Source organism: Cellulosimicrobium sp. AB352, from assembly GCF_049538415.1.
GTDB lineage: Bacteria > Actinomycetota > Actinomycetes > Actinomycetales > Cellulomonadaceae > Cellulosimicrobium > Cellulosimicrobium funkei.
In genome coordinates, this window is record NZ_JBMVFX010000005.1 from 23,694 (window position 1) to 46,458 (window position 22,765).

Annotated in this window: 24 protein-coding genes; 19 read left to right on the forward strand and 5 right to left on the reverse strand. The window is 74.4% G+C overall.

From position 1 onward, the window contains the following. The first annotated feature begins 6 nt into the window (after positions 1 to 6). The 8 genes from panD (at position 7) to mshA (ending at position 8,258) form a co-directional block, all read left to right on the forward strand. Entirely contained in the window at positions 7 to 465 is a 459-nt protein-coding gene (gene panD, locus ACPCUX_RS04995) for an aspartate 1-decarboxylase (protein ID WP_051028700.1), read from the forward strand. Continuing rightward, positions 462 to 2,153 carry an L-aspartate oxidase gene (locus ACPCUX_RS05000; RefSeq protein WP_423388270.1) on the forward strand — a complete coding sequence of 564 codons (1,692 nt, stop codon included), beginning with the start codon at positions 462 to 464 and terminating at the stop codon, positions 2,151 to 2,153. Before panD ends, ACPCUX_RS05000 begins: the two co-directional genes overlap by 4 nt. A 160-nt stretch (positions 2,154 to 2,313) precedes the next feature. Next, positions 2,314 to 3,294 carry a carboxylating nicotinate-nucleotide diphosphorylase gene (gene nadC, locus ACPCUX_RS05005; protein ID WP_051027897.1) on the forward strand — a complete coding sequence of 327 codons (981 nt, stop codon included), beginning with the start codon at positions 2,314 to 2,316 and terminating at the stop codon, positions 3,292 to 3,294. A 177-nt stretch (positions 3,295 to 3,471) separates the two neighbouring features. Then, positions 3,472 to 4,932, forward strand: a complete 1,461-nt coding sequence (gene lysS, locus ACPCUX_RS05010) for a lysine--tRNA ligase (RefSeq protein WP_082774819.1) — start codon at positions 3,472 to 3,474, stop codon at positions 4,930 to 4,932. A 27-nt stretch (positions 4,933 to 4,959) separates the two neighbouring features. Continuing rightward, the gene (locus tag ACPCUX_RS05015; RefSeq protein ID WP_021483783.1) at positions 4,960 to 5,139 is read left to right on the forward strand and encodes a hypothetical protein; all 180 of its coding nucleotides are present in this window, start codon (positions 4,960 to 4,962) and stop codon (positions 5,137 to 5,139) included. Positions 5,140 to 5,311: 172 nt separating this feature from the next. Then, a complete protein-coding gene (locus ACPCUX_RS05020; RefSeq protein WP_021483784.1) occupies positions 5,312 to 5,653 on the forward strand; it encodes a histone-like nucleoid-structuring protein Lsr2 in 342 nt (113 codons plus the stop codon). A gap of 67 nt (positions 5,654 to 5,720) precedes the next feature. After that, positions 5,721 to 6,932 carry a lactonase family protein gene (locus tag ACPCUX_RS05025; protein ID WP_423388271.1) on the forward strand — a complete coding sequence of 404 codons (1,212 nt, stop codon included), beginning with the start codon at positions 5,721 to 5,723 and terminating at the stop codon, positions 6,930 to 6,932. A 69-nt stretch (positions 6,933 to 7,001) separates the two neighbouring features. Beyond that, entirely contained in the window at positions 7,002 to 8,258 is a 1,257-nt protein-coding gene (gene mshA / locus ACPCUX_RS05030) for a D-inositol-3-phosphate glycosyltransferase (protein WP_423388331.1), read from the forward strand. 31 nt (positions 8,259 to 8,289) lie between these two features. Here the strand turns inward: mshA and ACPCUX_RS05035 are convergent, their stop codons facing one another. Continuing rightward, positions 8,290 to 8,730, reverse strand: coding sequence for a nitroreductase family deazaflavin-dependent oxidoreductase (locus tag ACPCUX_RS05035; RefSeq protein WP_423388272.1), 441 nt, complete (start codon positions 8,728 to 8,730; stop codon positions 8,290 to 8,292). 173 nt (positions 8,731 to 8,903) lie between these two features. Between ACPCUX_RS05035 and ACPCUX_RS05040 the strand changes: the two genes are divergently transcribed. Further along, positions 8,904 to 9,641 (forward strand): phosphoglyceromutase, encoded by a 738-nt coding sequence (locus tag ACPCUX_RS05040; protein ID WP_021482508.1) that lies wholly within the window; start codon positions 8,904 to 8,906, stop codon positions 9,639 to 9,641. Positions 9,642 to 9,734: 93 nt separating this feature from the next. On the opposite strand, the gene phoU is transcribed toward ACPCUX_RS05040, so the two are convergent. Next, positions 9,735 to 10,418 (reverse strand): phosphate signaling complex protein PhoU, encoded by a 684-nt coding sequence (gene phoU, locus ACPCUX_RS05045; protein ID WP_021482507.1) that lies wholly within the window; start codon positions 10,416 to 10,418, stop codon positions 9,735 to 9,737. Between the two features lie 219 nt (positions 10,419 to 10,637). Between phoU and ACPCUX_RS05050 the strand changes: the two genes are divergently transcribed. The 6 genes from ACPCUX_RS05050 (at position 10,638) to pstB (ending at position 16,981) form a co-directional block, all read left to right on the forward strand. Further along, entirely contained in the window at positions 10,638 to 11,945 is a 1,308-nt protein-coding gene (locus ACPCUX_RS05050; protein WP_228485070.1) for a sensor histidine kinase, read from the forward strand. Beyond that, on the forward strand, positions 11,942 to 12,646 hold the full coding sequence (locus ACPCUX_RS05055; RefSeq protein WP_034650424.1) for a response regulator transcription factor: 705 nt from the start codon (positions 11,942 to 11,944) through the stop codon (positions 12,644 to 12,646). Before ACPCUX_RS05050 ends, ACPCUX_RS05055 begins: the two co-directional genes overlap by 4 nt. A 291-nt stretch (positions 12,647 to 12,937) precedes the next feature. Further along, complete coding sequence (pstS, locus tag ACPCUX_RS05060; protein ID WP_021483683.1) at positions 12,938 to 14,077, forward strand: phosphate ABC transporter substrate-binding protein PstS; 1,140 nt, start codon at positions 12,938 to 12,940, stop codon at positions 14,075 to 14,077. Between the two features lie 100 nt (positions 14,078 to 14,177). After that, positions 14,178 to 15,203, forward strand: a complete 1,026-nt coding sequence (gene pstC, locus ACPCUX_RS05065; protein WP_423388273.1) for a phosphate ABC transporter permease subunit PstC — start codon at positions 14,178 to 14,180, stop codon at positions 15,201 to 15,203. Continuing rightward, positions 15,203 to 16,186 (forward strand): phosphate ABC transporter permease PstA, encoded by a 984-nt coding sequence (pstA, locus tag ACPCUX_RS05070; protein WP_021481980.1) that lies wholly within the window; start codon positions 15,203 to 15,205, stop codon positions 16,184 to 16,186. The genes pstC and pstA overlap by 1 nt, the downstream gene beginning before the upstream one ends. Before the next feature lie 15 nt (positions 16,187 to 16,201). Continuing rightward, positions 16,202 to 16,981, forward strand: coding sequence for a phosphate ABC transporter ATP-binding protein PstB (gene pstB / locus ACPCUX_RS05075; protein WP_034654020.1), 780 nt, complete (start codon positions 16,202 to 16,204; stop codon positions 16,979 to 16,981). A gap of 201 nt (positions 16,982 to 17,182) precedes the next feature. Here the strand turns inward: pstB and ACPCUX_RS05080 are convergent, their stop codons facing one another. Further along, positions 17,183 to 17,593 carry a hypothetical protein gene (locus tag ACPCUX_RS05080; RefSeq protein ID WP_081895923.1) on the reverse strand — a complete coding sequence of 137 codons (411 nt, stop codon included), beginning with the start codon at positions 17,591 to 17,593 and terminating at the stop codon, positions 17,183 to 17,185. A gap of 442 nt (positions 17,594 to 18,035) precedes the next feature. Between ACPCUX_RS05080 and ACPCUX_RS05085 the strand changes: the two genes are divergently transcribed. From ACPCUX_RS05085 to ispF, 3 genes are all read left to right on the forward strand, one after another. Then, on the forward strand, positions 18,036 to 18,518 hold the full coding sequence (locus ACPCUX_RS05085; protein ID WP_031315710.1) for a CarD family transcriptional regulator: 483 nt from the start codon (positions 18,036 to 18,038) through the stop codon (positions 18,516 to 18,518). A 104-nt stretch (positions 18,519 to 18,622) separates the two neighbouring features. Beyond that, complete coding sequence (gene ispD / locus ACPCUX_RS05090) at positions 18,623 to 19,369, forward strand: 2-C-methyl-D-erythritol 4-phosphate cytidylyltransferase (protein WP_423388274.1); 747 nt, start codon at positions 18,623 to 18,625, stop codon at positions 19,367 to 19,369. Then, positions 19,366 to 19,935 (forward strand): 2-C-methyl-D-erythritol 2,4-cyclodiphosphate synthase, encoded by a 570-nt coding sequence (ispF, locus tag ACPCUX_RS05095; protein WP_423388275.1) that lies wholly within the window; start codon positions 19,366 to 19,368, stop codon positions 19,933 to 19,935. Before ispD ends, ispF begins: the two co-directional genes overlap by 4 nt. Positions 19,936 to 19,937: 2 nt before the next feature. Here ispF and ACPCUX_RS05100 read toward each other — a convergent pair whose 3' ends face one another. Then, on the reverse strand, positions 19,938 to 20,507 hold the full coding sequence (locus ACPCUX_RS05100; RefSeq protein WP_423388276.1) for an LpqN/LpqT family lipoprotein: 570 nt from the start codon (positions 20,505 to 20,507) through the stop codon (positions 19,938 to 19,940). 157 nt (positions 20,508 to 20,664) lie between these two features. Here ACPCUX_RS05100 and ACPCUX_RS05105 point away from each other — a divergent pair, with 157 nt between their 5' ends. Continuing rightward, entirely contained in the window at positions 20,665 to 21,303 is a 639-nt protein-coding gene (locus tag ACPCUX_RS05105; protein ID WP_081599891.1) for a TetR/AcrR family transcriptional regulator, read from the forward strand. Positions 21,304 to 21,349: 46 nt separating this feature from the next. Here ACPCUX_RS05105 and ACPCUX_RS05110 read toward each other — a convergent pair whose 3' ends face one another. After that, complete coding sequence (locus ACPCUX_RS05110; RefSeq protein WP_354807056.1) at positions 21,350 to 22,759, reverse strand: D-arabinono-1,4-lactone oxidase; 1,410 nt, start codon at positions 22,757 to 22,759, stop codon at positions 21,350 to 21,352. Between the last annotated feature and the right edge of the window lie 6 nt (positions 22,760 to 22,765).

The window sequence follows — 22,765 nt, forward strand, 5'->3', positions numbered from 1 at the left end:
CGACCCATGATGATCGGCAAGATCCACCGCGCGACGGTGACGCAGGCCGACCTGCACTACGTCGGCTCGATCACCGTGGACGCCGACCTGCTCGACGCCGCGGACCTCTACCCGGGCCAGCAGGTCGACGTCGTGGACGTCACCAACGGCGCGCGCCTGACGACGTACGTCATCCCGGGAGAGCGCGGTGCGGGCCAGATCTGCATCAACGGCGCCGCCGCGCACCTCGTGAGTCCGGGCGACGTCGTCATCCTCATCGCCTACGGCATGCTCGACGACGCCGACGCGCGCACCTACCTGCCGAACGTCGTCTTCGTGGACGAGCAGAACCGCATCGTCGAGCTCTCCGACGAGCCCGGGCTCGTGCCCGCGGGCCACGGCCTCGAGGCGAGCGGCCTGCCGTTCGCCCCGTTCCGCGGCGCGGTCGACGACGGCGGCGTGGCCTCCGCGGTGCGCCCCGCGTGACCCGGGCCGGCGGGGCGTCCGCGCCCCACCTCGCCCGGTCCCTCGCCGCCCCCGCACCGGGGTGGACGACGACGGCGGACGTCGTGGTCGTCGGCTCGGGCATCGCCGGCCTCACGGCCGCGCTCGAGCTGCGCACGCGCGTGCCCCACGTCCTGCTCGTCACCAAGGGCGAGCTGTCGTCCGGGTCGACGGTCTGGGCGCAGGGCGGCATCGCGGCCGCGCTCGACCCCGAGGACTCGCCTGAGGCGCACCTCGCGGACACGCTCGTCGCAGGGGCCGGCGTGTGCGACCCGGCGGCCGTCGAGGTGCTCGTCACCGAGGGCCCCGCGCGCGTGCGCGAGCTCGTCGCGCGCGGCGCGAACTTCGACCGGGCGGCCAACGGCGACATCGCCCTCACGCGCGAGGGCGGGCACCACGCCGACCGGATCGCGCACGCGGGCGGCGACGCCACGGGCGCGGAGATCTCGCGCGCGCTCGTCGCGCAGCTCGAGGCCGTGCGGCGCGACCCGGGCATCGAGGTCATCGAGAACGCGCTCGTGCTCGACGTGCTGACGACCGACGGCTCGGGCGACCGCGCTCCCCGCGCGTGCGGCGTGACCCTCCACGTGCGCGGCGAGGGCTCGCGCGACGGCGTCGGTGCGGTCCTCGCGCGCGCCGTCGTGCTCGCGACCGGGGGAGTGGGGCAGGTGTTCCGCTCGTCGACGAACCCGCCGCAGGCCACGGGCGACGGCATCGCCGCGGCGCTCCGCGCGGGCGCGACGCTCGGCGACCTCGAGTTCGTGCAGTTCCACCCCACGGTGCTGTGGCTCGGCCTCGGCGCCAAGGGGCAGCTCCCGCTCATCTCGGAGGCCGTGCGCGGCGAGGGCGCGATCCTCCTCGACACCGACGGCCACCGGTTCATGCCCGCGCAGCACCCCATGGCCGAGCTCGCGCCGCGCGACGTCGTCGCGCACGCGATCGTGCGGCAGATGGCCGCGACCGGCTCGGACCACGTGCTGCTCGACGCCCGGCACCTCGGTGCCGAGTTCCTGCGCGCGCGCTTCCCGACGATCACCGAGCGGCTCGCCGAGAACGGGCTCGACTGGACCGAGGAGCCCGTCCCCGTGGCGCCCGCCCAGCACTACCACTCGGGCGGCGTCGTGACGGACCTGCACGGTCGCTCCACCGTCGACGGTCTCTACGCGATCGGCGAGGTCGCGTGCACGGGCGTGCACGGCGCGAACCGCCTCGCGTCGAACTCGCTGCTCGAGGGGCTCGTCTTCGCCCAACGGGCGGCGCGGCAGATCACGGAGCGCGTGGCCGCGGGCGAGCTCGAGGTGGGCGAGCCCGTCGACCGTCCGGGGCCGTCGGCCCTCGTGGCGGCGGCCGCGCGCTCGCGCATCCAGTCGATCGCGTCCGCGGGCCCGGGCGTCCTGCGCGACGGCGACGGGCTCGCGGCCGCCGCCGCCCGCCTCGCCGCGGTCCGCACCGACGCGCACGAGGCGAGCGACGTCGTCGCGCAGCCGCAGGCCGCGGAGTGGGAGACGACGAACGTGCACCAGGTCGCGACCGCGCTCACCGCCGCGGCGGCGCTGCGCACCGAGAGCCGCGGCGGCCACTTCCGCACCGACTTCCCGGCGAGCGACCCCGCGTGGGAGCGGCGCGTGCTCGTCTCGCTCGGCGCGGACGGGACCCTGCTCGTCCGCTGAGGCGCGGCGCGCGACCGCGGGCCCGCACGACCGCGGGCCTGCACGACCGCGGTCCAGCGCGACGGCGTGGGCGGGCGGCGGCCGGGAGCCGCCGGGCAGCGGCGCGCTGCAGGCACGCGAGCGGATAGCGTGGGGGACCGTGAGCAGCCCTGCCGAGCCCGTGCCCGCCCGTCCCGCCGACGGCGGAGCACCGTCCGCCGTCCCGTCCCGCGTGGAGCCCGGCCTCGACCCGGCGTGGATCGCCGAGACCGTCGCGCGGGCGCTCGACGAGGACCTGGGCCCCGTGCCCGGGCGCGACGTGACCACCCAGGCGACGGTGCCGGCGTCGGCCACCGGGACCGCGCACCTCGTGTCCCGCGCGGACGGGGTCGTCGCGGGCCTCGTGGTGGTCGAGGAGGTGACGCGCCAGGTCGCGGAGCGGTTCGGCCTCCCGCCCGTCGAGGTGACGTTCGTCGCGTCCGACGGCGAGGCCGTGGGCCGGGGCCGCGTCCTCGCCGCGCTGACCGGCCCGGTCCAGGTGCTGCTCGCGGCGGAGCGCACGCTGCTCAACCTCGCGAGCCGCGCGTCGGGCGTCGCGACGGCGACGCGCGCGTGGGCGCGCGAGCTCGCCGGCACCGGCGCCCAGGTGCTCGACACGCGCAAGACGACCCCGGGGCTGCGCGCGCTCGAGAAGTACGCCGTCCGCGCGGGCGGGGGCACGAACAAGCGCATGGGCCTGTACGACGTCGCGATGGTCAAGGACAACCACGTCGTGGCCGCGGGGTCGGTGAGCGCCGCGATCGAGGCGATCCGCCGCACGTTCCCGGACGTGCTCGTGCAGGTCGAGGCCGACACCACCGCGCAGGCGCTCGAGGCGCTGTCGGCGGGCGCCGACTTCCTGCTCCTGGACAACATGCCGACGCCGGTCCTCGCCGACACGGTCGCGGCCGTGCGGGCGCGCGAGGGGACGGACGGCGTCCCGGCGAAGGTGGAGCTCGAGGCGACGGGCAACCTCACGCTGGACCGCGCGCGCGAGGTCGCGGGCACCGGCGTCGACTACCTGTCCGTCGGCGCGCTCACCCACTCGGCCCCGATCCTCGACCTCGCGCTCGACCTCCTCCCCACCCTCCCGCCGAGGGAGAGCCCCGGTCCCGCGAGGTAGAGCCCCGGTCACGACCACGGCTCTACCTCGGCGGACCACGGCTCTACCTCGCGCGACCACGGCTCTACCTCGGGGACGCGGGAGCGTCGGTAGAATCGAGGGGTGACCTCCCCCGCCGGAACCCCCTCTCCTGCCGTGCCCGAGCCCGAGGACCACGTCGACGACGTGCCCGAGCAGATGCAGGTCCGCCGCGAGAAGCGCGAGCGGATCCTCGCGCGCGGCGACGAGCCCTACCCCGTCTCGGTGCCGCGCACGACCACGATCGCCGAGGTCCGTGCCGCGTACGCGCACCTGGAGACGGGCGAGGAGACGCAGGACGAGGTCGGCGTCGCCGGCCGCGTGGTGTTCCTGCGCAACACCGGCAAGCTGTGCTTCGCCACGCTGCAGGACGGCGAGGGGAACCGCCTGCAGGTCATGCTCAGCCAGGCCGTGGTGGGGGAGGAGTCCCTCGCGGCGTTCAAGTCCGACGTCGACCTCGGCGACCACCTGTTCGCGCACGGCCGCGTCATCAGCTCGCGCCGCGGCGAGCTGAGCGTGTTCGCGGACGCGTGGCAGATCGCCGCGAAGGCGCTGCGTCCCCTCCCGGTGCTCCACAAGGAGCTCTCGGAGGAGGCGCGCGTGCGCCAGCGCTACGTCGACCTCATCGCCCGCCCGGCCGCACGCGACACCGTGCGCCTGCGCGCCGCCGTCGTGCGCTCGATCCGCGAGAACTTCTGGGAGCGCGGTTTCGTCGAGGTCGAGACCCCGATGCTCCAGACGCGTCCGGAGGGTGCCGCCGCGCGTCAGTTCGAGACGCACATGAATGCGTTCGACATCGACCTGTTCCTGCGCATCGCGCCCGAGCTGTTCCTCAAGCGCGCGGCCGTCGGCGGCGTCGAGAAGGTGTTCGAGATCAACCGCAACTTCCGCAACGAGGGCGTGGACTCCACGCACTCGCCGGAATTCGCGATGCTCGAGGCGTACGAGGCCTACGGCGACTACGACACGATGGCCGTGCTCACCCAGAACCTCGTCCAGCGCGCCGCGCAGGACGCTCTCGGCACGACGCTCGTGACGCTCGCCGACGGCACGGAGTACGACCTCGGCGGGGAATGGACGCAGCTGAAGATGTACGACTCGCTCTCGGACGCGCTGGGCGAGCACATCACCCCCGAGACGTCGGTCGAGACGCTGCGAGCGTTCGCGGACAAGCACGAGCTCTCCTTCGACCCGAAGAACGTCAATCACGGAAAGCTCGTCGAAGGCCTGTGGGAGCACCTCGTGGGAGACCACCTGGTGGCACCCACGTTCGTGCGGGACTTCCCGGTCGAGACCTCGCCGCTGACGCGCGACCACCGCACGGTGCGCGGGCAGGTCGAGAAGTGGGACCTCTACGTGCGCGGCGTCGAGCTCGCGACGGCGTACTCCGAGCTCGTGGACCCGGTGGTCCAGCGGCAGCGGTTCGAGGCGCAGGCCCTGCTCGCCGCGGCCGGCGACGAGGAGGCCATGCGCATCGACGAGGACTTCCTCACCGCGATGGAGTACGCGATGCCGCCGTCCGGCGGGATGGGCCTGGGCATCGACCGCCTGCTCATGGCGCTCACCGGTCTCGGCATCCGCGAGACCATCCTCTTCCCGCTCGTGAAGCCCGCGCAGTAGCGCGGCCGAGAACCTAGGACCGACAGCATGGACATCTGGCCCACCCTCGCGGCGCTGATCCCGTCGATCGGCGTCGGCGTGCTCTTCTATGTCGCGATGCGCGCGATCGTGCGCGCGGACCGCAACGAGCGCGCCGCGCTAGCGCGTCTCGACGCGGAACAGGAATCCGCCGCGCGCGGGAATGCTGCTCCCGCGCACGACTCCTGATCTTCGCGGAAGGCCGCCGGGCGGCGTCCCGAAATGATGGACCGCCGTCCAAGAATTGCCCGTCAGGTACGGTGCGCACGTTCCGTCGGCGCGGCGTGTTCAATTGACGCTCGCCATTCGCGGTGGCATCCTGACGACGACAGCAATTCCTGTGAAGCGTGAGGAAACCACAGTGGCCCAGAAAGTCCAGGTAATTCTCGTCGACGATCTCGACGGGGGTGCGGCCGACGAGACCGTCACGTTCGCACTCGACGGCGTCTCCTACGAGATCGACCTCAGCACGAAGAATGCCCAAGAGCTGCGCGACGCCTTTGCCTCGTGGGTCGGCAACGCGCGCAAGGTCTCGTCCCGCACGAGCTCGGCCCGGCCGGCCCGCCGCAGCGGTGGCGGCCGTTCGTCCGGCTCGGCCCGTGCGACCGAGGTCCGCGAGTGGGCCCGTGCCAACGGCTACACGGTCAACGACCGCGGGCGCATCTCCCAGGAGATCCAGACCGCGTACGACGCCGCGCACTGACGCGTCGTCTCACCGAGCACCGGGGCGCTCGTGCCGAGCCGCCCGCGCGGAGAACTAGGCTCGGGGCATGACCTCCACGACCCGCGCCCTCTGGATCGGCACCTACCCGCACCCGAGCGGCGCGGAGGGCGTGTGGCGCGTCGAGCTCGACGTCGACCCGGCCGCGGGCACCGGCTCCTTCGGGGGCGGTACGCTCGCCGCCGCGTCGGGGTCGCCGTCGTTCCTGGCGCTCGACGGCGACACGCTCTACGCGGTGGGGGAGACGGAGGCCGGCTCCGTCTCGGCGTTCGCCGTCGGGCCCGACGGCGCCCTCGCCCCTCGGGGCGGCCCGGTCGCCACGGGCGGCTCGTACCCGTGCCACGTCGCCGTGAGCGGTGACGTGCTCGTCGCGAACTACGGCGACGGCGTCCTCACGGTCGTGCCGACGACGGACGACGGCGCGCTCGACGCGACCGCGTCCGACGTCGGGCCGCGCCGGCACCGGCACGCGGGGACCGGCCCGGTCGCCGACCGCCAGGAGGGGCCGCACGCGCACTTCGTCGCGCCCCTCGCGCACCTCGGCGCGGCGGACGACGGCAGCGGCGCGGTGCTCGTCGTCGACCTCGGCACCGACGAGCTGCGCCGGCACGACCCGGCCGCGCCCGACGGCTCGACGGCCCGCGTCGTCGCGACCTTCCCGCCCGGCACGGGCCCGCGCCACCTCGCGGCGCTGCCGTCGGGGCACCTCGTCGTCGTCGGCGAGCTGGACCCGGCGCTGTTCCTGCTGTCCCCGGTGGACGGGCCGGACGGCGTGCGCACCTACGACGTCGTCGCGCGCTACGACGTCACGCACGCCGCGGCTCCTGCCGACGGCGGGAACTACCCCTCGCACGTCGCGGTCACGGCGGACGGCACGCGCGTCCTCGCCGCGGTGCGCGGCGCCGACGTGCTCGCGGTGCACGCGGTCGAGCCGGGGCCGGACGGCGGCGTGCCGACGCTGCGCCACCTCGCCGACTCGCCCGTGGGCGGCGCGTGGCCGCGCCACTTCGCGATCCTCGGGGGCGCGACCGGCGCGGGGTCGGCCGCCGAGGCCGACCAGGGGGACGCCGACGCGCCCCTCCACGACCTCGTCGTCGTGGCGAACCAGAACGACGACCCGCTCATCGAGCGGCCCGCCGTGGCCGGCCCGGACGCCCCGACGTCGAACCTCGCGCTCCTGCGCGTGCGCCGCTCTGACGGCGCCGCCCAGGTGCTCGACGTGCTCGCGCTCCCGGCCCCGGCGTGCGTCGTGGAGGCCTGACCCGCCGTGACGACGCTCGACCTGCCGGGCGGAACCGCCCCCGACCCGTCGGACCCGCTGCGGGTCGCGATGCTCTCGGTGCACACGTCGCCGCTCGACCAGCCGGGCACCGGCGACGCGGGCGGCATGAACGTGTACGTCACCGAGCTCGCGCACGCGCTCGCGCGCCGCGGCACGCAGGTCGAGATCTTCACGCGCGCGACGGCGTCGAGCCAGCCGCCCGTGGTCGAGGTGTCCGACGGCGTGACGGTGCGCCACGTCGCCGCCGGGCCCTTCGAGGGGCTCGACAAGAACGACCTCCCGGGCCAGCTCTGCGCGTTCACGGCCGGGGTGCTCCGGGCCGAGGCGCGGCACCGCGAGGGCTGGTATGACGTCGTGCACACGCACTACTGGCTCTCGGGGCAGGTCGGGTGGCTCGCCGCCGACCGCTGGGACGTCCCGCTCGTCCACACCATGCACACGCTCGCGCGCGTGAAGAACGCGGCGCTCGCGCCGGGCGACGCGCCCGAGCCGCTCGGGCGCATCATCGGCGAGGAGCAGGTCGTCGCGGAGGCGGACGCGCTCGTCGCGAGCACGGACGCGGAGGCGCAGGACCTCGTGCGCGACTACGCGGCCGACCCGGCGCGCGTGCACGTCGTGCCGCCGGGCGTCGATCTCGAGCTGTTCTCCCCGGCGCCGGGCGCCACGAACGGCGACGCCCGGGCGCGTCGCGAGCGGCGACGCGCGCTGCGGGCCCGGCTCGGCCTGCCGGCGGACGGCGGACTCGTCCTCTTCGCCGGGCGCGTGCAGCCGCTCAAGGGCCCGGACGTGCTCGTCCGAGCGCTCGGCGTCCTCGCCGCGCGCGGGGAGCCCGTGCCGACGCTCGTCGTGCTCGGTGGCCCCAGCGGCCGCCCGACGGCCGTCCGCGAGCTCGAGGCCCTCGCCTACCAGGTGGGCGTGAGCGACCGGCTCGTCGTGCGCCCGCCCGTCCCGCGCGACGAGCTCGTGCGCTGGTACCGGGCGGCCGACGTCGTCGCCGTCCCCTCGCACAACGAGACGTTCGGGCTCGTCGCGGCCGAGGCGGAGGCGAGCGGCACGCCCGTGGTCGCGGCCGCCGTCGGCGGGCTGCGGACCGTGGTGGAGGACCAGGTCTCCGGCGTCCTCGTGCCCGACCACGACCCGGCGACCTGGGCGCGCGTCCTCGCGGACCTGCTCGCCGACGACGCCCGCCTCGCGACCCTCGGCGAGGGCGCCCGACGCGCGGGGGAGCGGTTCGGGTGGGACGTCGCGGCGGTCCGGATGCTCGACGTCTACGCGCAGGCGCGCAAGGTCCGCGCGGCGCGCTGACCGCGCGGACCGGCACGGGCCGCGCGGCGGGTCAGTCGCTCGCGCGCTCCAGCACGAGGACGGGGATCTCCCGCGACGTCTTCTCCTGGTAGTCGGCGTACGGCGGGTAGGCCGCGACCGCGCGCTCCCACCACAGCGCCTTCTCCTCGCCGTGGACCTCGCGCGCGACGTAGTCGTGCCGCTCGGTGCCGTCCTGCAGCTCGACCCGCGGGTGCGCGAGCACGTTGAGGTACCAGACCGGGTGCTTCGGCGCGCCGCCGAGCGACGCGACGACCGCGTACGCGCCGTCGTGCTCGACCCGCATGAGCGGGGTCTTGCGGACCTTGCCGCTGCGGCGCCCGAGCGTCGTGAGGACGACGACGGGCATCCCGTTCATGGTCGTGCTGCGCGTCCCGCCGGACGACTCGTAGGCCTCCGCCTGCTCGCGGGACCAGGTGCTCGGGCTCGGTGCGTACTCTCCGTCGATCGGCATGCGGGAGAGAACGTGCGCGACGGCGCGCTGATTCCCGGCCCTCCCGCACGGGACGGCGCGGCGCTCCGGGCAGTGCCGTACCGGCCGGACCTTCGTCCCACGCCACGCGGCGACGGTCACCACCACGTGGGACGCGCGTGCCGCGGCGCCAGGCCGTGCGGCAGGATGGAGGCATGACCTACACCCTCGTGCTGCTCCGCCACGGCGAGAGCGAATGGAACGCCAAGAACCTGTTCACCGGCTGGGTGGACGTCGCCCTGTCGGAGAAGGGCACCGAGGAGGCGAAGCGCGGCGGTCAGCTCCTCACGGAGGCCGGCGTCCTGCCCGACGTCGTGCACACCTCGCTCCTGCGCCGCGCCATCACGACGGCGAACCTCGCGCTCGACGCGGCCGACCGCCACTGGATCCCCGTGAAGCGGTCCTGGCGCCTCAACGAGCGGCACTACGGTGCGCTCCAGGGCAAGAACAAGAAGCAGACGCTCGAGGAGTTCGGCGAGGAGCAGTTCATGCTCTGGCGCCGCTCCTACGACGTCCCGCCGCCCGAGATCGAGCTCGGCTCCGAGTTCTCGCAGGACACGGACCCGCGCTACGCCGACGCCCCCGTCGTGCGCACCGAGTGCCTCAAGGACGTGCTCGAGCGCGCCCTGCCGTACTGGGACGGCGAGGTCGTCCCCGACCTCAAGGCGGGCAAGACCGTGCTGGTCGCCGCGCACGGCAACTCGCTGCGCGCGATCGTCAAGCACCTCGACGGCATCTCCGACGAGGACATCGCCGCGCTCAACATCCCGACCGGCATCCCGCTGCTCTACGAGCTCGACGAGGACCTCAAGCCCGTCACGAAGGGCGGCCGCTACCTCGACCCCGAGGCCGCCGCCGAGGCCGCCGCGGCGGTCGCGAACCAGGGCCGCTGACCGGCCCCACCCCGCGCACGACCGTGGCCCGTCCGGAGATCCGGACGGGCCACGGTCGTCTGCGTCGGTCGAGCGGGTGCTCCCGGCGCTGGGTCAGGCGGTCGCGCGCGTGGTGCCCGCCGGGGCGCCGCGGTCGTCGGCGAACTCGCCCGTCACGAGGTACGTCACGCGCTTGGCGATCGACACCCCGTGGTCGCCGAAGCGCTCGTAGTAGCGGCCCACGAGCGTGACGTCGACCGTCTCCTGCGGCGTGCCCGTCCACGTGCCGTCGAGCAGCGCGCTAAACGTGTCCTGGTGCAGCTTGTCGAGCAGGTCGTCGTCACGCTCGATGTTCGCGGCGACGGTGAGGTCGCGCGTCGTGAGGAGCGTCGTGGTGCGCCGCGCGACGCGGACGGCGGCGTCGTGCATCTGCTCGAACGTGCGGTGCAGCGACGGCTCGATCGCGCGGCCCGGGTAGCGGCCGCGCGCGACCTGCGCGATGTGGCGCGCGAGGTCGCCCATGCGCTCCAGCGTGGCGCTCATGCGCAGCGCGCTGACGACGACCCGCAGGTCGGTCGCGACGGGCTGCTGCTGCGCGAGCAGCAGCACGCAGCGCTCGTCGAGCTCGCGCTCGAGGGCGTCGATCGTGTGGTCGTCGCCGATCACCGACTGCGCGAGCTGCAGGTCCGCCGTGAGGAGCGCCTGCCCGGCGCGGTTCACGGCCGACTCCACCAGCCGGCTCATCTCGGCCAGGTCGTCGCCGACCTGCTTCAGCTCGGCCTCGAAGATCTCCCGCATCGCTTCCCTCTCGTCGTGACCGGTCGGTCCGGTCCGTGACGGCGTGCGCCCCGACGCGCCGGGAGGCGCCCGGGCACGCCGTCGGCTCCTGACACGCTCCCAGGCGTGGTCGACCGGCCGGTGAACACCAGTGCGCCGTCAGGTGAACTCTTGGCGGCTCGGGCCCGCCCAGGGTCCGGTGGGGCCGGGAGGGAGCGCTCGCGACCGTACGCTGGACGGGTGCAAGCCGAGAGTCTGATCGAGGGCGTGACCGTGCTGCTCGCCGGTGTCGTGGGCATCGTCGTCGGCGTGATCGCCGCGATCGCGTTCCGCGTGAGCGAGCGGCAGCAGCGCGCCGTGCGCGAGGAGACCGCGCCGGAGCTCGACGAGGGCCTCGTCCGGGTGCTGGCCGTGCTGCGGTCCGCCGCCGTCGTGCTCGACGGCGAGGGGGAGGTCGTGCGGGCCAGCCCGCCCGCGTACGCGCTGGGGGTCGTGCGCGGCGACGCGATCGCGCACGCCGCGATCCGCGACATGATCGACGACGTGCGCCGGGACGGCGTGATCCGCGACGAGGAGCTCGAGCTCCCGCGCGGCCCCGTCGGCCGGGGCACGGTGATGCTCCAGGTGCGCGTGGCCCAGGTGGGCCCGCACCACGTGCTCGTGCTCGCGGAGGACCGGACGGAGGCGCGTCGGGTCGAGGCGATCCGCCGCGACTTCGTCGTCAACGTGTCCCACGAGCTGAAGACGCCGGTGGGCGCGCTCGCGCTGCTCGCGGAGACGGTCCAGGACGCCGCGGACGACCCGGTGGCGGTGCGCCGGTTCGCCGCGCGCATGCAGTCGGAGGCGACGCGCCTGTCCGCGCTCGTGCAGGAGATCATCGAGCTGTCGCGGCTCCAGGTCGCGGGAGCCCTGCAGGAGGTGACGGTCGTGCCGGTGCGCGGCGTGGTCGAGGAGGCCGTCGACCGCGCCCGCACGACCGCGCAGGGCAAGGGCATCGTGCTCACGACGGGCGGCGAGCTGGACGCCGCGGTCTACGGCGACCACAACCTGCTCGTCACCGCGGTGCGCAACCTCCTCGACAACGCGGTCGCCTACTCGGGCGAGAACACGCGCGTCGGCGTCGGCGTGACGCGGTCGGGCGACCTCGTCGAGATCGCCGTCGTGGACCAGGGCATCGGGATCGCGGCCGACGAGCAGGCGCGGGTCTTCGAGCGGTTCTACCGCGTCGACCCGGCGCGCTCGCGCGACACGGGGGGCACCGGCCTCGGGCTGAGCATCGTCAAGCACGTCGCCGCCGACCACGGCGGCGAGGTGACGATGTGGTCCGAGCCGGGCCGCGGGTCGACCTTCACGCTCCGCATCCCGGCGGCGAACGTCCCGGCCGCGCGGACGCGCGGCACGGTGACCGACCGGGTGGCCGAGCAGGCACCCGACGGGCACGCGACGGAGGGTCGCGCACCGGACGAGCACGAGCGCGTGCCGCACGAGCACGCGTCGGACGACGGCGCCCCGGACGCGGGCGCACGGAACAAGGAGGTAGGCGCGTGACGCGCATCCTGGTGGTGGAGGACGAGGAGTCGTACCGCGACCCGCTGACGTACCAGCTGCGGCGCGAGGGCTTCGACGTCGTCGAGGCGGCGACCGGTACGGAGGCCCTGGAGCGGTACGACGCCGACGGCGCGGACCTCGTCCTGCTCGACCTCATGCTCCCCGGCCTGAGCGGCACGGAGGTGTGCCGGGAGCTGCGCCAGCGCGGCGACGTCCCCGTCATCATGCTCACGGCGAAGGACTCGGAGATCGACAAGGTCGTCGGCCTGGAGCTGGGCGCGGACGACTACGTGACCAAGCCGTACTCGTTCCGCGAGCTGCTCGCGCGCGTGCGCGCCGTGCTGCGGCGCAAGGGCGGGGAGGCCGGCGTCGAACCGGTCGCGGAGAGCGCGCTCGAGGTCGGCCCCGTCCGGATGGACGTCGAGCGGCACACCGTGAGCGTGGACGGCGAGGTCGTGCCGTTCCCGCTCAAGGAGTTCGAGCTCCTCGAGCTGCTCCTGCGCAACGCCGGCCGCGTGCTCACGCGCGGGCAGCTCATCGACCGGGTGTGGGGCACGGACTACGTGGGGGACACCAAGACCCTCGACGTCCACGTCAAGCGCATCCGCTCGAAGATCGAGCCCGAGCCCGCGAGCCCGCGCTACCTCCTCACGGTGCGGGGCCTCGGCTACAAGATCGCCGACGGCGTCGGGCAGGCCTGACCCGGCGGTCCCGTCCGGCGCGGACGTCCGGCGCGGACGTCCGGCGCGGACCAGTACGAACGACCGGCACGACGACGGCCCCGGTGCGTCCCTCGCGGACGCGCCGGGGCCGTCGTCGTCCGACGCCGCGGAGCCCGTCGTGCGAGCCGGCAGCCCGGCACGTAAGGTCTGTGCACTGTTCATCCGTCGTTCACCCGCTCTCGGGGAACGCGTCACCCGGCGCTCCTAGCGTCGGGATCGTCACCGGCGCTCGCTGGTGGCACGAGACGCGTGAACAGGATGGAACGAAGAGTGAAGCTCAGCCGATTCTCCCGTGCAGGATCCGCCGTCGCGGTCGGCGCGCTCGCCCTGACCCTCGCCGCGTGCGGGTCGGACGACCCCGTCGGCGGCGCCGACGGCTCCACCGGTGGTTCCTCCGAGGGCTCGTCCGAGACCGCGAGCGACCTCAGCGGTGAGCTCAACGGTGCGGGCGCGAGCTCGCAGGAGTCCGCCATGGAGGCGTGGCGCGCCGGGTTCCAGAGCGCGAACCCCGACGTCACGGTCAACTACGACCCGGTCGGCTCCGGCGGTGGCCGCACCCAGTTCCTCGAGGGCGGCGTCGCGTTCGCCGGCTCCGACGCGGTGCTCAAGGAGGAGGAGATCACCCAGTCGCAGGCCGTGTGCGGCCCCGACGGCGCGATCGACCTCCCCGTCTACGTCAGCCCGATCGCGATCATCTACAACCTGCCGGAGGTCGCCGAGCTGAACCTCGCCCCGGCCACGATCGCGGGCATCTTCAACGGCACCATCACGCAGTGGAACGCGCCGGAGATCGCCGCCGACAACCCCGACGCGACGCTCCCCGACGTGGCGATCACGCCCGTCCACCGCTCCGACGAGTCGGGCACCACCGAGAACTTCACCGAGTACCTCGCCGCGACCGCGGGCGACGCGTGGGGCCACGAGCCGAGCGGCGACTGGCCGACGCAGGGCGGCGAGTCCGCGCAGGGCACGTCCGGCGTCGTGCAGACCGTCCAGGGCGGCGAGGGCACCATCGGCTACGCCGACGCCTCGAAGGCCGGCGACCTCGGCACCGCGAAGATCAAGGTCGGCGAGGAGTGGGTCGCCTACTCCCCGGAGGCCGCTGCCAAGGTCGTCGACGCGTCGCCGCGCGTCGAGGGCCGGCACGAGCACGACATCGCGGTCGAGCTGGACCGCACCACGACCGAGGCCGGCGCCTACCCGCTGGTGCTCGTCTCGTACGCGGTGGCGTGCCTCAACTACGAGGACGAGGCGACGGGCGACCTCGTCAAGGCGTTCCTCACCTACGTCTCGAGCGAGGAGGGCCAGTCGGCCTCCGCGTCGGCCGCGGGCAGCGCGCCGATCTCGGAGGACCTGCGCACGGACGTCCACGCGGCCGTCGAGGCCATCACGGTCGGCGCCGCCGGCTGACGACCGCCGGGCGCCGGGGGGCGGCGGGGCCTGCGGGCCCCGTCGCCCCCGACCCGCGACCAGACCGTACGCCGCAGGACAGCACACCGGGAGCACGAGAGTGACCACCACAGCCCCACCCACGACGCCGGGCCCCGCGCCGGGCGGCTCGTCCGAGCCCGCGCGTCGCGCGGGCACCTCGCGCCGCCGCACCCGCAACAGCGACCGCGGCGTGAACCGCGCGTTCCGCTGGACCGCGACGGGTGCCGGCGCGCTCATCCTCGCCGTGCTGGCCGCGGTCGCGATCTTCCTGCTGCTGCGGGCGTGGCCCGCGCTCAGCGCGGGCGGGGCCGAGCTGAGCGAGCAGGTCGCGTGGTTCCCCGAGGGCGCGTCGCTCCTGTCGTTCGTGGGGCCGCTGATCTTCGGCACGCTGCTCGCGGCGGCGCTCTCGCTCGTGCTCGCGACGCCCGTCGCGATGGGCATCGCGCTGTTCATCTCCCACTACGCGCCCCGCCGGCTCGCCTCGACCCTGGGCTACGTCGTCGACCTCCTCGCGGCGATCCCGAGCGTCGTCTACGGCCTGTGGGGCTCGCTCGTCCTCCCGCCGGTCGTCGTGCCGGTGTGGTCCTGGCTCGCCGACACCCTCGGGTGGTTCCCGCTCTTCGCCGGCCCGGCGTCGCCGACCGGTCGTGTGCTGCTCACCGTCGCGCTCGTGCTCGCCGTGATGATCCTGCCGATCATCACGGCCGTGAGCCGGGAGGTGTTCCTCCAGACGCCGAAGCTCCACGAGGAGGCCGCGCTCGCCCTCGGTGCGACGCGCTGGGAGATGATCCGCACCGCGGTCATCCCGTTCGGGCGGTCGGGCGTCATCTCGGCCGCGATGCTCGGCCTCGGGCGCGCGCTCGGCGAGACGATGGCCGTGCTCATGATCCTCTCGCCCGGGCTCCTCTACTCGTTCAAGATCCTGCAGGCGGGGCAGCAGCAGACGATCGCCGCGAACATCGCGGCGGACTTCCCCGAGGCGAACCCGCTCGGGGTGAGCGCCCTCATCGCGACGGGCCTCGCGCTGTTCGTCATCACCCTGCTCGTCAACATGGGCGCCCGCGCGATCGTCGCGCGGCGCAAGGACTTCTCGGGAGCCAACTGATGAGCGCCCTCAGCACCAGCCCCGCGCGCGGGGCCTCCGCACCGGACCCGGAGCGCACCGCGTCCGTGCGCGCGCTCCTGCGCGGCGCGGACGCCGGACGTCGCCGCAAGGACCGCACCATGACGGTCCTCATGTGGGGCGCGTTCGCGCTCGCGATGGTGCCCCTCGTGTCCGTCGCGTGGACCGTCGTCGTGCACGGCATGGAGCGGTTCGACGTCTACTTCCTGACGCACTCCATGCGCGGCGTGTTCGGCGGCATGGACGCGGGCGGCATCTACCACGCGATCCTCGGCACGCTCCTCATCACCCTCGGCGCCGCGGTGATCTCGGTGCCGATCGGCCTGCTCGCCGCGATCTACCTCGTCGAGTACGGGCGCGGGCCGCTCGCGCGCGCCGTGACGTTCTTCGTCGACGTCATGACCGGCATCCCGTCGATCGTCGCGGGCCTCTTCGCGTACGCGCTCTTCGCGGTGCTGTTCGGGCCGGGGGTGCGCATGGGCATCGTCGGCTCGGTCGCGCTGTCCGTCCTCATGATCCCGGTCGTCGTGCGCTCGTGCGAGGAGATGCTCCGGCTCGTGCCGAACGAGCTGCGCGAGGCCGCCTACGCGCTCGGCGTGCCCAAGTGGCTCACCGTCGTGCGGGTCGTGCTCCGCACGTCGATCGCCGGCATCACGACGGGCGTCATGCTCGCCGTCGCGCGCGTCATCGGCGAGACGGCGCCGCTCCTCATCACGGTCGGCGTCGTCGACTCGATCAACGGCAACCTCTTCGAGGGCCGCATGATGACGCTCCCGGTGTACGTCTACCGGCAGTACAGCCAGGGCCTGGTGCCCTGCAGCAACGTCACCGACGCCGTGTGCCTCCCCGACATCAACTACGACCGGGCCTGGGCGGCCGCCCTGACGCTGATCCTCATCGTCATGCTGCTCAACCTCGTCGGGCGACTCGTCACCCGCTGGTTCGCGCCCAAGACCCTCCGCTAGAACAGGACAGCCCCGATGGCACAGCGCATCGACGTCAAGGACCTCAACATCTACTACGGCGACTTCCTCGCGGTGCAGGACGTCGGCATGACGATCGAACCCCAGTCCGTGACGGCCTTCATCGGCCCGTCCGGCTGCGGCAAGTCGACGTTCCTGCGGACGCTCAACCGCATGCACGAGGTGATCCCCGGCGCACGCGTCGAGGGGACCGTCGCGATGGAGGGCGTCGACCTCTACGGCGACGACGTCGACCCGGTCGCCGTCCGCCGCCAGGTCGGCATGGTCTTCCAGCGGCCGAACCCGTTCCCCACGATGTCCATCAAGGAGAACGTGCTCGCGGGGGTGAAGCTCAACAACAAGCGCATCTCGAAGGCCGACGCCGAGGACCTCGTCGAGTCGTCGCTGCGCGGCGCGAACCTGTGGAACGAGGTGAAGGACCGCCTCGACCGCCCGGGCTCGGGCCTCTCCGGCGGCCAGCAGCAGCGCCTGTGCATCGCGCGCGCGATCGCCGTCAAGCCCCAGGTGCTCCTCATGGACGAGCCGTGCTCGGCGCTCGACCCGATCTCCACGCTCGCGATCGAGGACCTCATCGCCGAGCTCAAGGACGAGTACACGATCGTCATCGTCACGCACAACATGCAGCAGGCGGCGCGCGTGAGCGACCGCACCGCGTTCTTCAACATCGCGGGCACCGGCAAGCCCGGGCGCCTCATCGAGATGGACGACACCGCGACGATGTTCTCCTCGCCCACGCAGCAGGCCACCGAGGACTACATCTCCGGCCGCTTCGGGTGACCTGAGCCCGTCCGTCACGGCCCCGGCCCGACGCCCGACGGCGCCCCTCCCCGCGCGGGGAGGGGCGCCGTCGGGCGTGCGGGACGGATCAGGGGATCAGGTCGCGCTGCCCTGGAGCGAGCCCGTGACGTCGGTGCCGTTCGTGTCGAGGACGCACCGGACCACGCGGTCCCCCCGCCGGTTCCAGAGCACGGCACGACGTCACGGCAGGAGGTGCGCGTACTCCTCGAGGGTGCCGTCGAGGACGGGGAGGGAGAGGGTCTGCTCCTCGCCCGTCGTCGCGCTCACGGTGACGGGCAGCATCGCACCCGGCTCCGCGTCGACGCGGCCGATCTGCGCGTCGAAGCCGTCCTCGGCGCCGAGGTAGACCGTCTCGCCCGCCGCGACGGGGATCGTCACCGGCGCGCCGCCCTCGGGCGTCACGTCGAACTCCACGTCCTCCGTCGAGTCGTTGGCGAAGGCCCCGACGAGGGCGCCCGGCTCGCCGTCCTCCGCGCTCACGACGAGCAGGTTGAGCCCGCGCAGCTCGCTGGTGAGGTCGACCCGCAGGCCGTCGGAGGGGGAGTACGGGCGGTTCGTCTCGATGGGGGAGCAGGCGGACGCGAGGGCCACACCGGCGACCAGGAGGGGCACGGCCCAGGCGCGCGCACGGCCGGTCGCTCGGGACTCCGCACGGGTCGAGGCTCGGGGGGTCGGGATGCGGGTCACGTGCACTCCAGGGCTGCAAGAAGGGGGACGGGATTCCGCGCCCAGCCTAGTGCGTCGGGAGGGCGGGGGCGGCCGGAACGGCCGGCTCGCGACCGCGGCGTGAGCGGCGTCACGTGGCTCCGGGCGCGCCGGGACGGTGGTCGTCGTGCGAGGTGAAGGTCCTGAAAGGGCCCGCGGAGCGCTCCCGAGGGGCCGAAGGGGCCCCTCCTCGAGATTCGTCAGGCGCGCTGACACGGCTCTGACCTGGGCGAACGTGCTGGTGACGGGCTTGTCAAGGGGCGCGGGGGCTCGGATTTCCGCCCTTCCGCGTGGTAAGGTGGACCACCGCGAAAGGGGACATCTGCAGATGACGTTCACAGTAGGCGAGACCGTTGTCTACCCGCACCACGGAGCCGCACTGATCGAGGAGATCAAGACGCGCACCATCCGCGGAGAGGACAAGATCTACCTCAAGCTCAAGGTCGCGCAGGGCGACCTGACCATCGAAGTCCCAGCCGAGAACGTCGACCTCGTCGGCGTGCGTGACGTCGTCGGCCAGGAGGGTCTCGACCGCGTGTTCGAGGTGCTTCGTGCACCCTACACCGAGGAGCCGACCAACTGGTCGCGCCGGTACAAGGCGAACCTCGAGAAGCTCGCGTCGGGCGACGTGATCAAGGTCGCCGAGGTCGTGCGCGACCTCTCCCGCCGCGACGCCGACCGCGGTCTGTCCGCCGGCGAGAAGCGCATGCTCTCGAAGGCACGGCAGATCCTCGTCTCGGAGCTCGCGCTGGCCGAGCACACCGAGGAGGACAAGGCCGAGGCGATCCTCGACGAGGTGCTCGCCTCCTGACGTCCCGGGCCGCGGCCCGCGCAGTCAGCGCCACAGACCACCGGGGAGGGCGCAGTCCGTACGGACGGCGCCCTCCCCGTCGTAGTGCCCGGTAGCGTGTGCGCGTGCCGACTCTCGCCGTCCTCACCGCCGCAGGCTCCGGGAACCGCCTCGGGCTGGACCTGCCCAAGGCCCTCGTCGAGCTCGACGGCCTCCCGCTCGTGGCGCACGCCGCCCGACGGCTGTGCGCGTCCGGGGTCGTGGACGCGCTCGTCGTGACCGCGCCGCCCGGGCTGCGCGACCACGTCGCGACGCTCCTGGCCGACGACCCCGCGGTCGACCGGCCGGTCCGGGTGGTCGAGGGCGCGGGGACCCGTCAGGCCTCCGTGGCGGCTGGTCTCCGGGCCGGCCGCGACCTCTCGGAGGGCGACGTGCCCGCCGACGTCGTGCTCGTCCACGACGCCGCACGGCCCCTCGCGCCGCCGTCGCTGGTCCGCCGCGTCGTCGCGGCCGTGCGCGCGGGCCACGGGGCCGTCGTGCCGGGGCTCCCCGTCACGGACACGATCAAGCGCGTCGCCCCCGCGGGCGCGGAAGACGCGTCCGGCGCGGAGCCCGTGGTCGAGACGGTCGACCGGAGCGCGCTGCGCGCCGTCCAGACCCCGCAGGGGTTCGAGGGCGAGCTCCTGGCCCGCGCGCACGCGGCAGCGGTGCACCGCGCGGACGACGAGTCCGTCGCCGCGACCGACGACGCCGGGCTGGTCGAGGCGCTCGGCGTCCCGGTCCATGTGGTGCCCGGCGACGCCGCGGCGGCCAAGATCACCACCGCGCACGACCTGCGGGTCGCGGCGCTCACGCTCCGGGAGGACCGATGACCACCCCTGCAGGCTCCACCGGGACACCGGCCGAGACGCCCACCACCGCACCGGCCGCCGCGGGCCCCGTCCCGGCGCTCCCGCGCACGGGCGTCGGGGTGGACGTCCACGCGTTCGCGACCGAGGGCGAGGATCGAGCGCTGTGGCTGGGCGGTCTGCACTGGCCGGGCGAGCGCGGGCTCGCCGGGCACTCCGACGCCGACGTCGCGGCGCACGCCGCCGCGGACGCGCTGTTCTCGGCCACAGGCCTCGGCGACCTCGGCTCCAACTTCGGCACGAGCGCGCCCGAGTGGGCGGGCGCGAGCGGTGCGAGCCTGCTCGCGGAGGCCGCGCGCCGGGTGCGGGCCGCGGGGTTCGAGATCGGGAACGTGGCCGTCCAGGTGATCGGCAACCGGCCGCGCCTCGGGCCGCGCCGCGCGGAGGCGGAGGCGGCGCTCGGGGCGGCCGCGGGGGCCCCGGTGACCCTCACGGCGACCACGACGGACGGGCTGGGCCTCACCGGTCGCGGCGAGGGCGTCGCGGCGGTCGCCACGGCCCTCGTGGCCCGGGTCGCGCCGTCCGCCTGACGTCAGCCCGCGGGCGCGACCTGGACGCTCTCGAGGATCGCGCGCGCCTGCGCGGCGCCGTCGGCGTCGTCGACGGCGTACGACGCCGTGAGGTCGACGACCCACGCGCCCGGCCCGTCGCCCGTCCGCACGGCCACGATCTCCTGCGCGACGGCGGTGCCCGCGGCGTCGTACGTCCCGGCCACGCGGTAGGCGGGCAGCCCGGCGAGGGTCGTGGGGCCCTGCCCGTCGGGGTCGGGCACCCAGCCGGGGATCGAGGCGACCGCCGCCGTCGTCGCGGCGCCCGCCTCGTCGACGGTGTGCGTCGACTCCTCGCCCGTGACGACGACGTTCGCCCGGAAGTCCTCGGAACCCGTGCGGCTCGGCGCGCGCAGCAGGAACGCGCCGTCGCGCGTGCCGCGCTCCCAGTCCGGGGGCGCGGTCACCTGGACCGGGATCTCGGGGACGTCGTGCACGACCGGCTCCGTGCCGCCGGCGGCGTCCTCGGGCCCGCCGCAGCCCGCGAGGGCGAGCGCGACGGCCGCCGTGAGGGCGAGCGTCCAGGGGGAGCGGGGCAGGCGCGGTCGGGGCACGGGAGTCCTTCGTCGGGGGTGGGGCCGGGGCTGGTCCGGCTCGTCATTCTCGCCCGCTCCCGTCCGGCGTGCCAGGCCCGCCACCTGCCTCTACGATCGCTGGAAGCGCATCGATGTGTTTGACTTTCCCAAGAACGACACATGGGATGAATCGCACATGAACCGAATGTCCGTCGAGGAACGCCGAGCCCAGCTCGTCGACGCCGCGATGACCATCGCCGTCCGCGAGGGCGTCGAGGCCGTGACCATCCGCGGCGTCGCGGCCGAGGCCGGGGTCTCGCTCGGCGTCGTGCACTACTGCTTCGAGGACAAGGACGAGCTCCTCCAGGCGATGGGCAACAGCCTCGCGCTCGTGGCCTCCGAGCCCGTCCGGTCCGCGCTCGACGTCGAGGGCGACGTCGTGGCGCTCGCCCACGCCGCCGCCGACGGCCTGTGGAGCGGGCTGACGCCGCGTCGTCACATGCGGCTCCTCACCTTCGAGTTCGCGACGGCGGGCGTGCGCAGCCGCGCGCTGCGCTCCGTCGCGCACACGCACCTCGAGCAGACCTGGGCGATGACGCGCGGGTTCCTCGAGAACGTGGCCGAGCGGGGGAACGTCAGCTACACGATGGACATGGGGTTCCTGTCCCGGGTCGTCGCGGGGTACATCGACGGGATCGAGATCGCGTGGCTCGTCGAGCAGGACGACGAGACGGCGGTCCGCAGCTTCCACGCGCTCGCCGAGTACGTGCTGTCGATGATGGTGCGCCCCGACGGCTCGCCGGTGCGGGAGCACGGTCCCGAGCCCGTCCCCTGACGGGCGGACGACGTCCCGTCCCCTGGCGGGTCCGGGACGTCGCCGGTCAGCGCCGCGCGGCCGGGGCCGGGCCGAGCACGCGGTCGGTGTAGCCGTTCGCGAACACGCCCTCGGGGTCCGTCGCGTCGCGGACGGCGACGGCGTCGTCGAACCGCGGGTAGAGCTCCCGGAACCGGTCCGCCGCCAGGCCGTGCATCTTGCCCCAGTGCGGGCGGCCCCCCACCTCGGCGACGATGCGCTCGACGGCGTCGAAGTACCGCTCGTGCGGCAGGCGCGCGTACTGGTGCACGGCGACGTAGGCGGTCTCGCGACCGTGGGCCGTGGAGAGCCACACGTCGTCGGGCGCCGCGAACCGGACCTCGACGGGGAACGGCACGTGCTCGCCGGACCGGTCCAGCCACGCGTCGATGCTCGACAGCACGTCGACGAGGTGCTCGCGCGGCACGGCGTACTCCATCTCGCGGAACCGGACGCGGCGCGACGTGACGAACACGTGGTGCGACGGCGCGACGTACGTGCGCGGCGCGAGCGCCCGCGCAGAGACGGCGTTGAGGCGCGGCGTGACGCGCGGGACCGCGGTCGCGAGCCGGTTCACGAGCTCGAACGCGCCGTTCGACAGGAGCTCCTCGTCGACCCACGTGCGCGCCCGCGCGACCGGCCCGGGGCCCGTGGTGCGCAGCCGCTCGAGCTCGACGGCCTCCTCGTCGGGCGCGAGGCGGTTGTTGCGCTTGGTCAGCGCCCGGCGGGTGTGGGGGAACCAGTAGAACTCGAAGTGGTCGTTGCCGCCGACGAGCCCGTCGGGGTCGTCGGGCGTGCCGAGCCGTTCGAGCACGCGGTCGAGCGGCCACGGCTCCTCCTGCGCGCGCAGGAGGAACGCCGGGACCACCTCGAGCGTCACCGCGGACAGGATGCCCGTGACCCCCAGCCCGAGCCGGCTCACCTCGAACAGGCCCGGCTCGTGCGCGGGCGACGCCTCGCGCACCTCGCCGTCGGCCCCCACGACGCGGACGCCGCGCACCTGCGTCGCGAGACCGCCGAGGCGTGCCCCGGTGCCGTGGGTGCCCGTCGAGATCGCGCCCGCGACCGACTGCCGGTCGATGTCCCCGAGGTTGCGCATCGCGAGCCCCGCGGCGGCGAGCGCCTCGTTGAGCCGGTGCAGGCGGATGCCCGCCCCGACGGTCACGAGGATCGCGTCGCCGTCGGTGCCGTCCGCCCCGCCGCGCGCGATGCGCTCGACGAGGCTGAGCCGGTCGAGGTCGAGCAGGAGGCCGTCCGTGACCGCAGCCGGGGTGAACGAGTGCCCGGCACCCACTGCGCGGACGGGCATGCCCTCCGCCGCGGCGCGGGCGACGAGGCCGCCCAGCTCCGCCTCGTCGCGCGGCGAGGCCCGACGGCGCGGCGTCGCGGAGGCCGTGCGGGCCCAGTTGGTCCAGGAGAGGGCGTCGTCGCTGCTCACAGGTCG

Excerpts from the sequence above, each read along its gene's own strand:
- panD (WP_051028700.1), top strand. The coding sequence starts at position 7 with ATGATGATCGGCAAGATCCACCGCGCGACGGTGACGCAGGCCGACCTG.
- lysS (WP_082774819.1), top strand. The coding sequence starts at position 3,472 with ATGCAGGTCCGCCGCGAGAAGCGCGAGCGGATCCTCGCGCGCGGCGAC.
- ACPCUX_RS05015 (WP_021483783.1), top strand. The coding sequence starts at position 4,960 with ATGGACATCTGGCCCACCCTCGCGGCGCTGATCCCGTCGATCGGCGTC.
- ACPCUX_RS05025 (WP_423388271.1), top strand. The coding sequence starts at position 5,721 with ATGACCTCCACGACCCGCGCCCTCTGGATCGGCACCTACCCGCACCCG.
- mshA (WP_423388331.1), top strand. The coding sequence starts at position 7,002 with ATGCTCTCGGTGCACACGTCGCCGCTCGACCAGCCGGGCACCGGCGAC.
- ACPCUX_RS05035 (WP_423388272.1), bottom strand. The coding sequence starts at position 8,730 with ATGCCGATCGACGGAGAGTACGCACCGAGCCCGAGCACCTGGTCCCGC.
- ACPCUX_RS05040 (WP_021482508.1), top strand. The coding sequence starts at position 8,904 with ATGACCTACACCCTCGTGCTGCTCCGCCACGGCGAGAGCGAATGGAAC.
- phoU (WP_021482507.1), bottom strand. The coding sequence starts at position 10,418 with ATGCGGGAGATCTTCGAGGCCGAGCTGAAGCAGGTCGGCGACGACCTG.
- pstA (WP_021481980.1), top strand. The coding sequence starts at position 15,203 with ATGAGCGCCCTCAGCACCAGCCCCGCGCGCGGGGCCTCCGCACCGGAC.
- pstB (WP_034654020.1), top strand. The coding sequence starts at position 16,202 with ATGGCACAGCGCATCGACGTCAAGGACCTCAACATCTACTACGGCGAC.
- ACPCUX_RS05085 (WP_031315710.1), top strand. The coding sequence starts at position 18,036 with ATGACGTTCACAGTAGGCGAGACCGTTGTCTACCCGCACCACGGAGCC.
- ispF (WP_423388275.1), top strand. The coding sequence starts at position 19,366 with ATGACCACCCCTGCAGGCTCCACCGGGACACCGGCCGAGACGCCCACC.
- ACPCUX_RS05105 (WP_081599891.1), top strand. The coding sequence starts at position 20,665 with ATGAACCGAATGTCCGTCGAGGAACGCCGAGCCCAGCTCGTCGACGCC.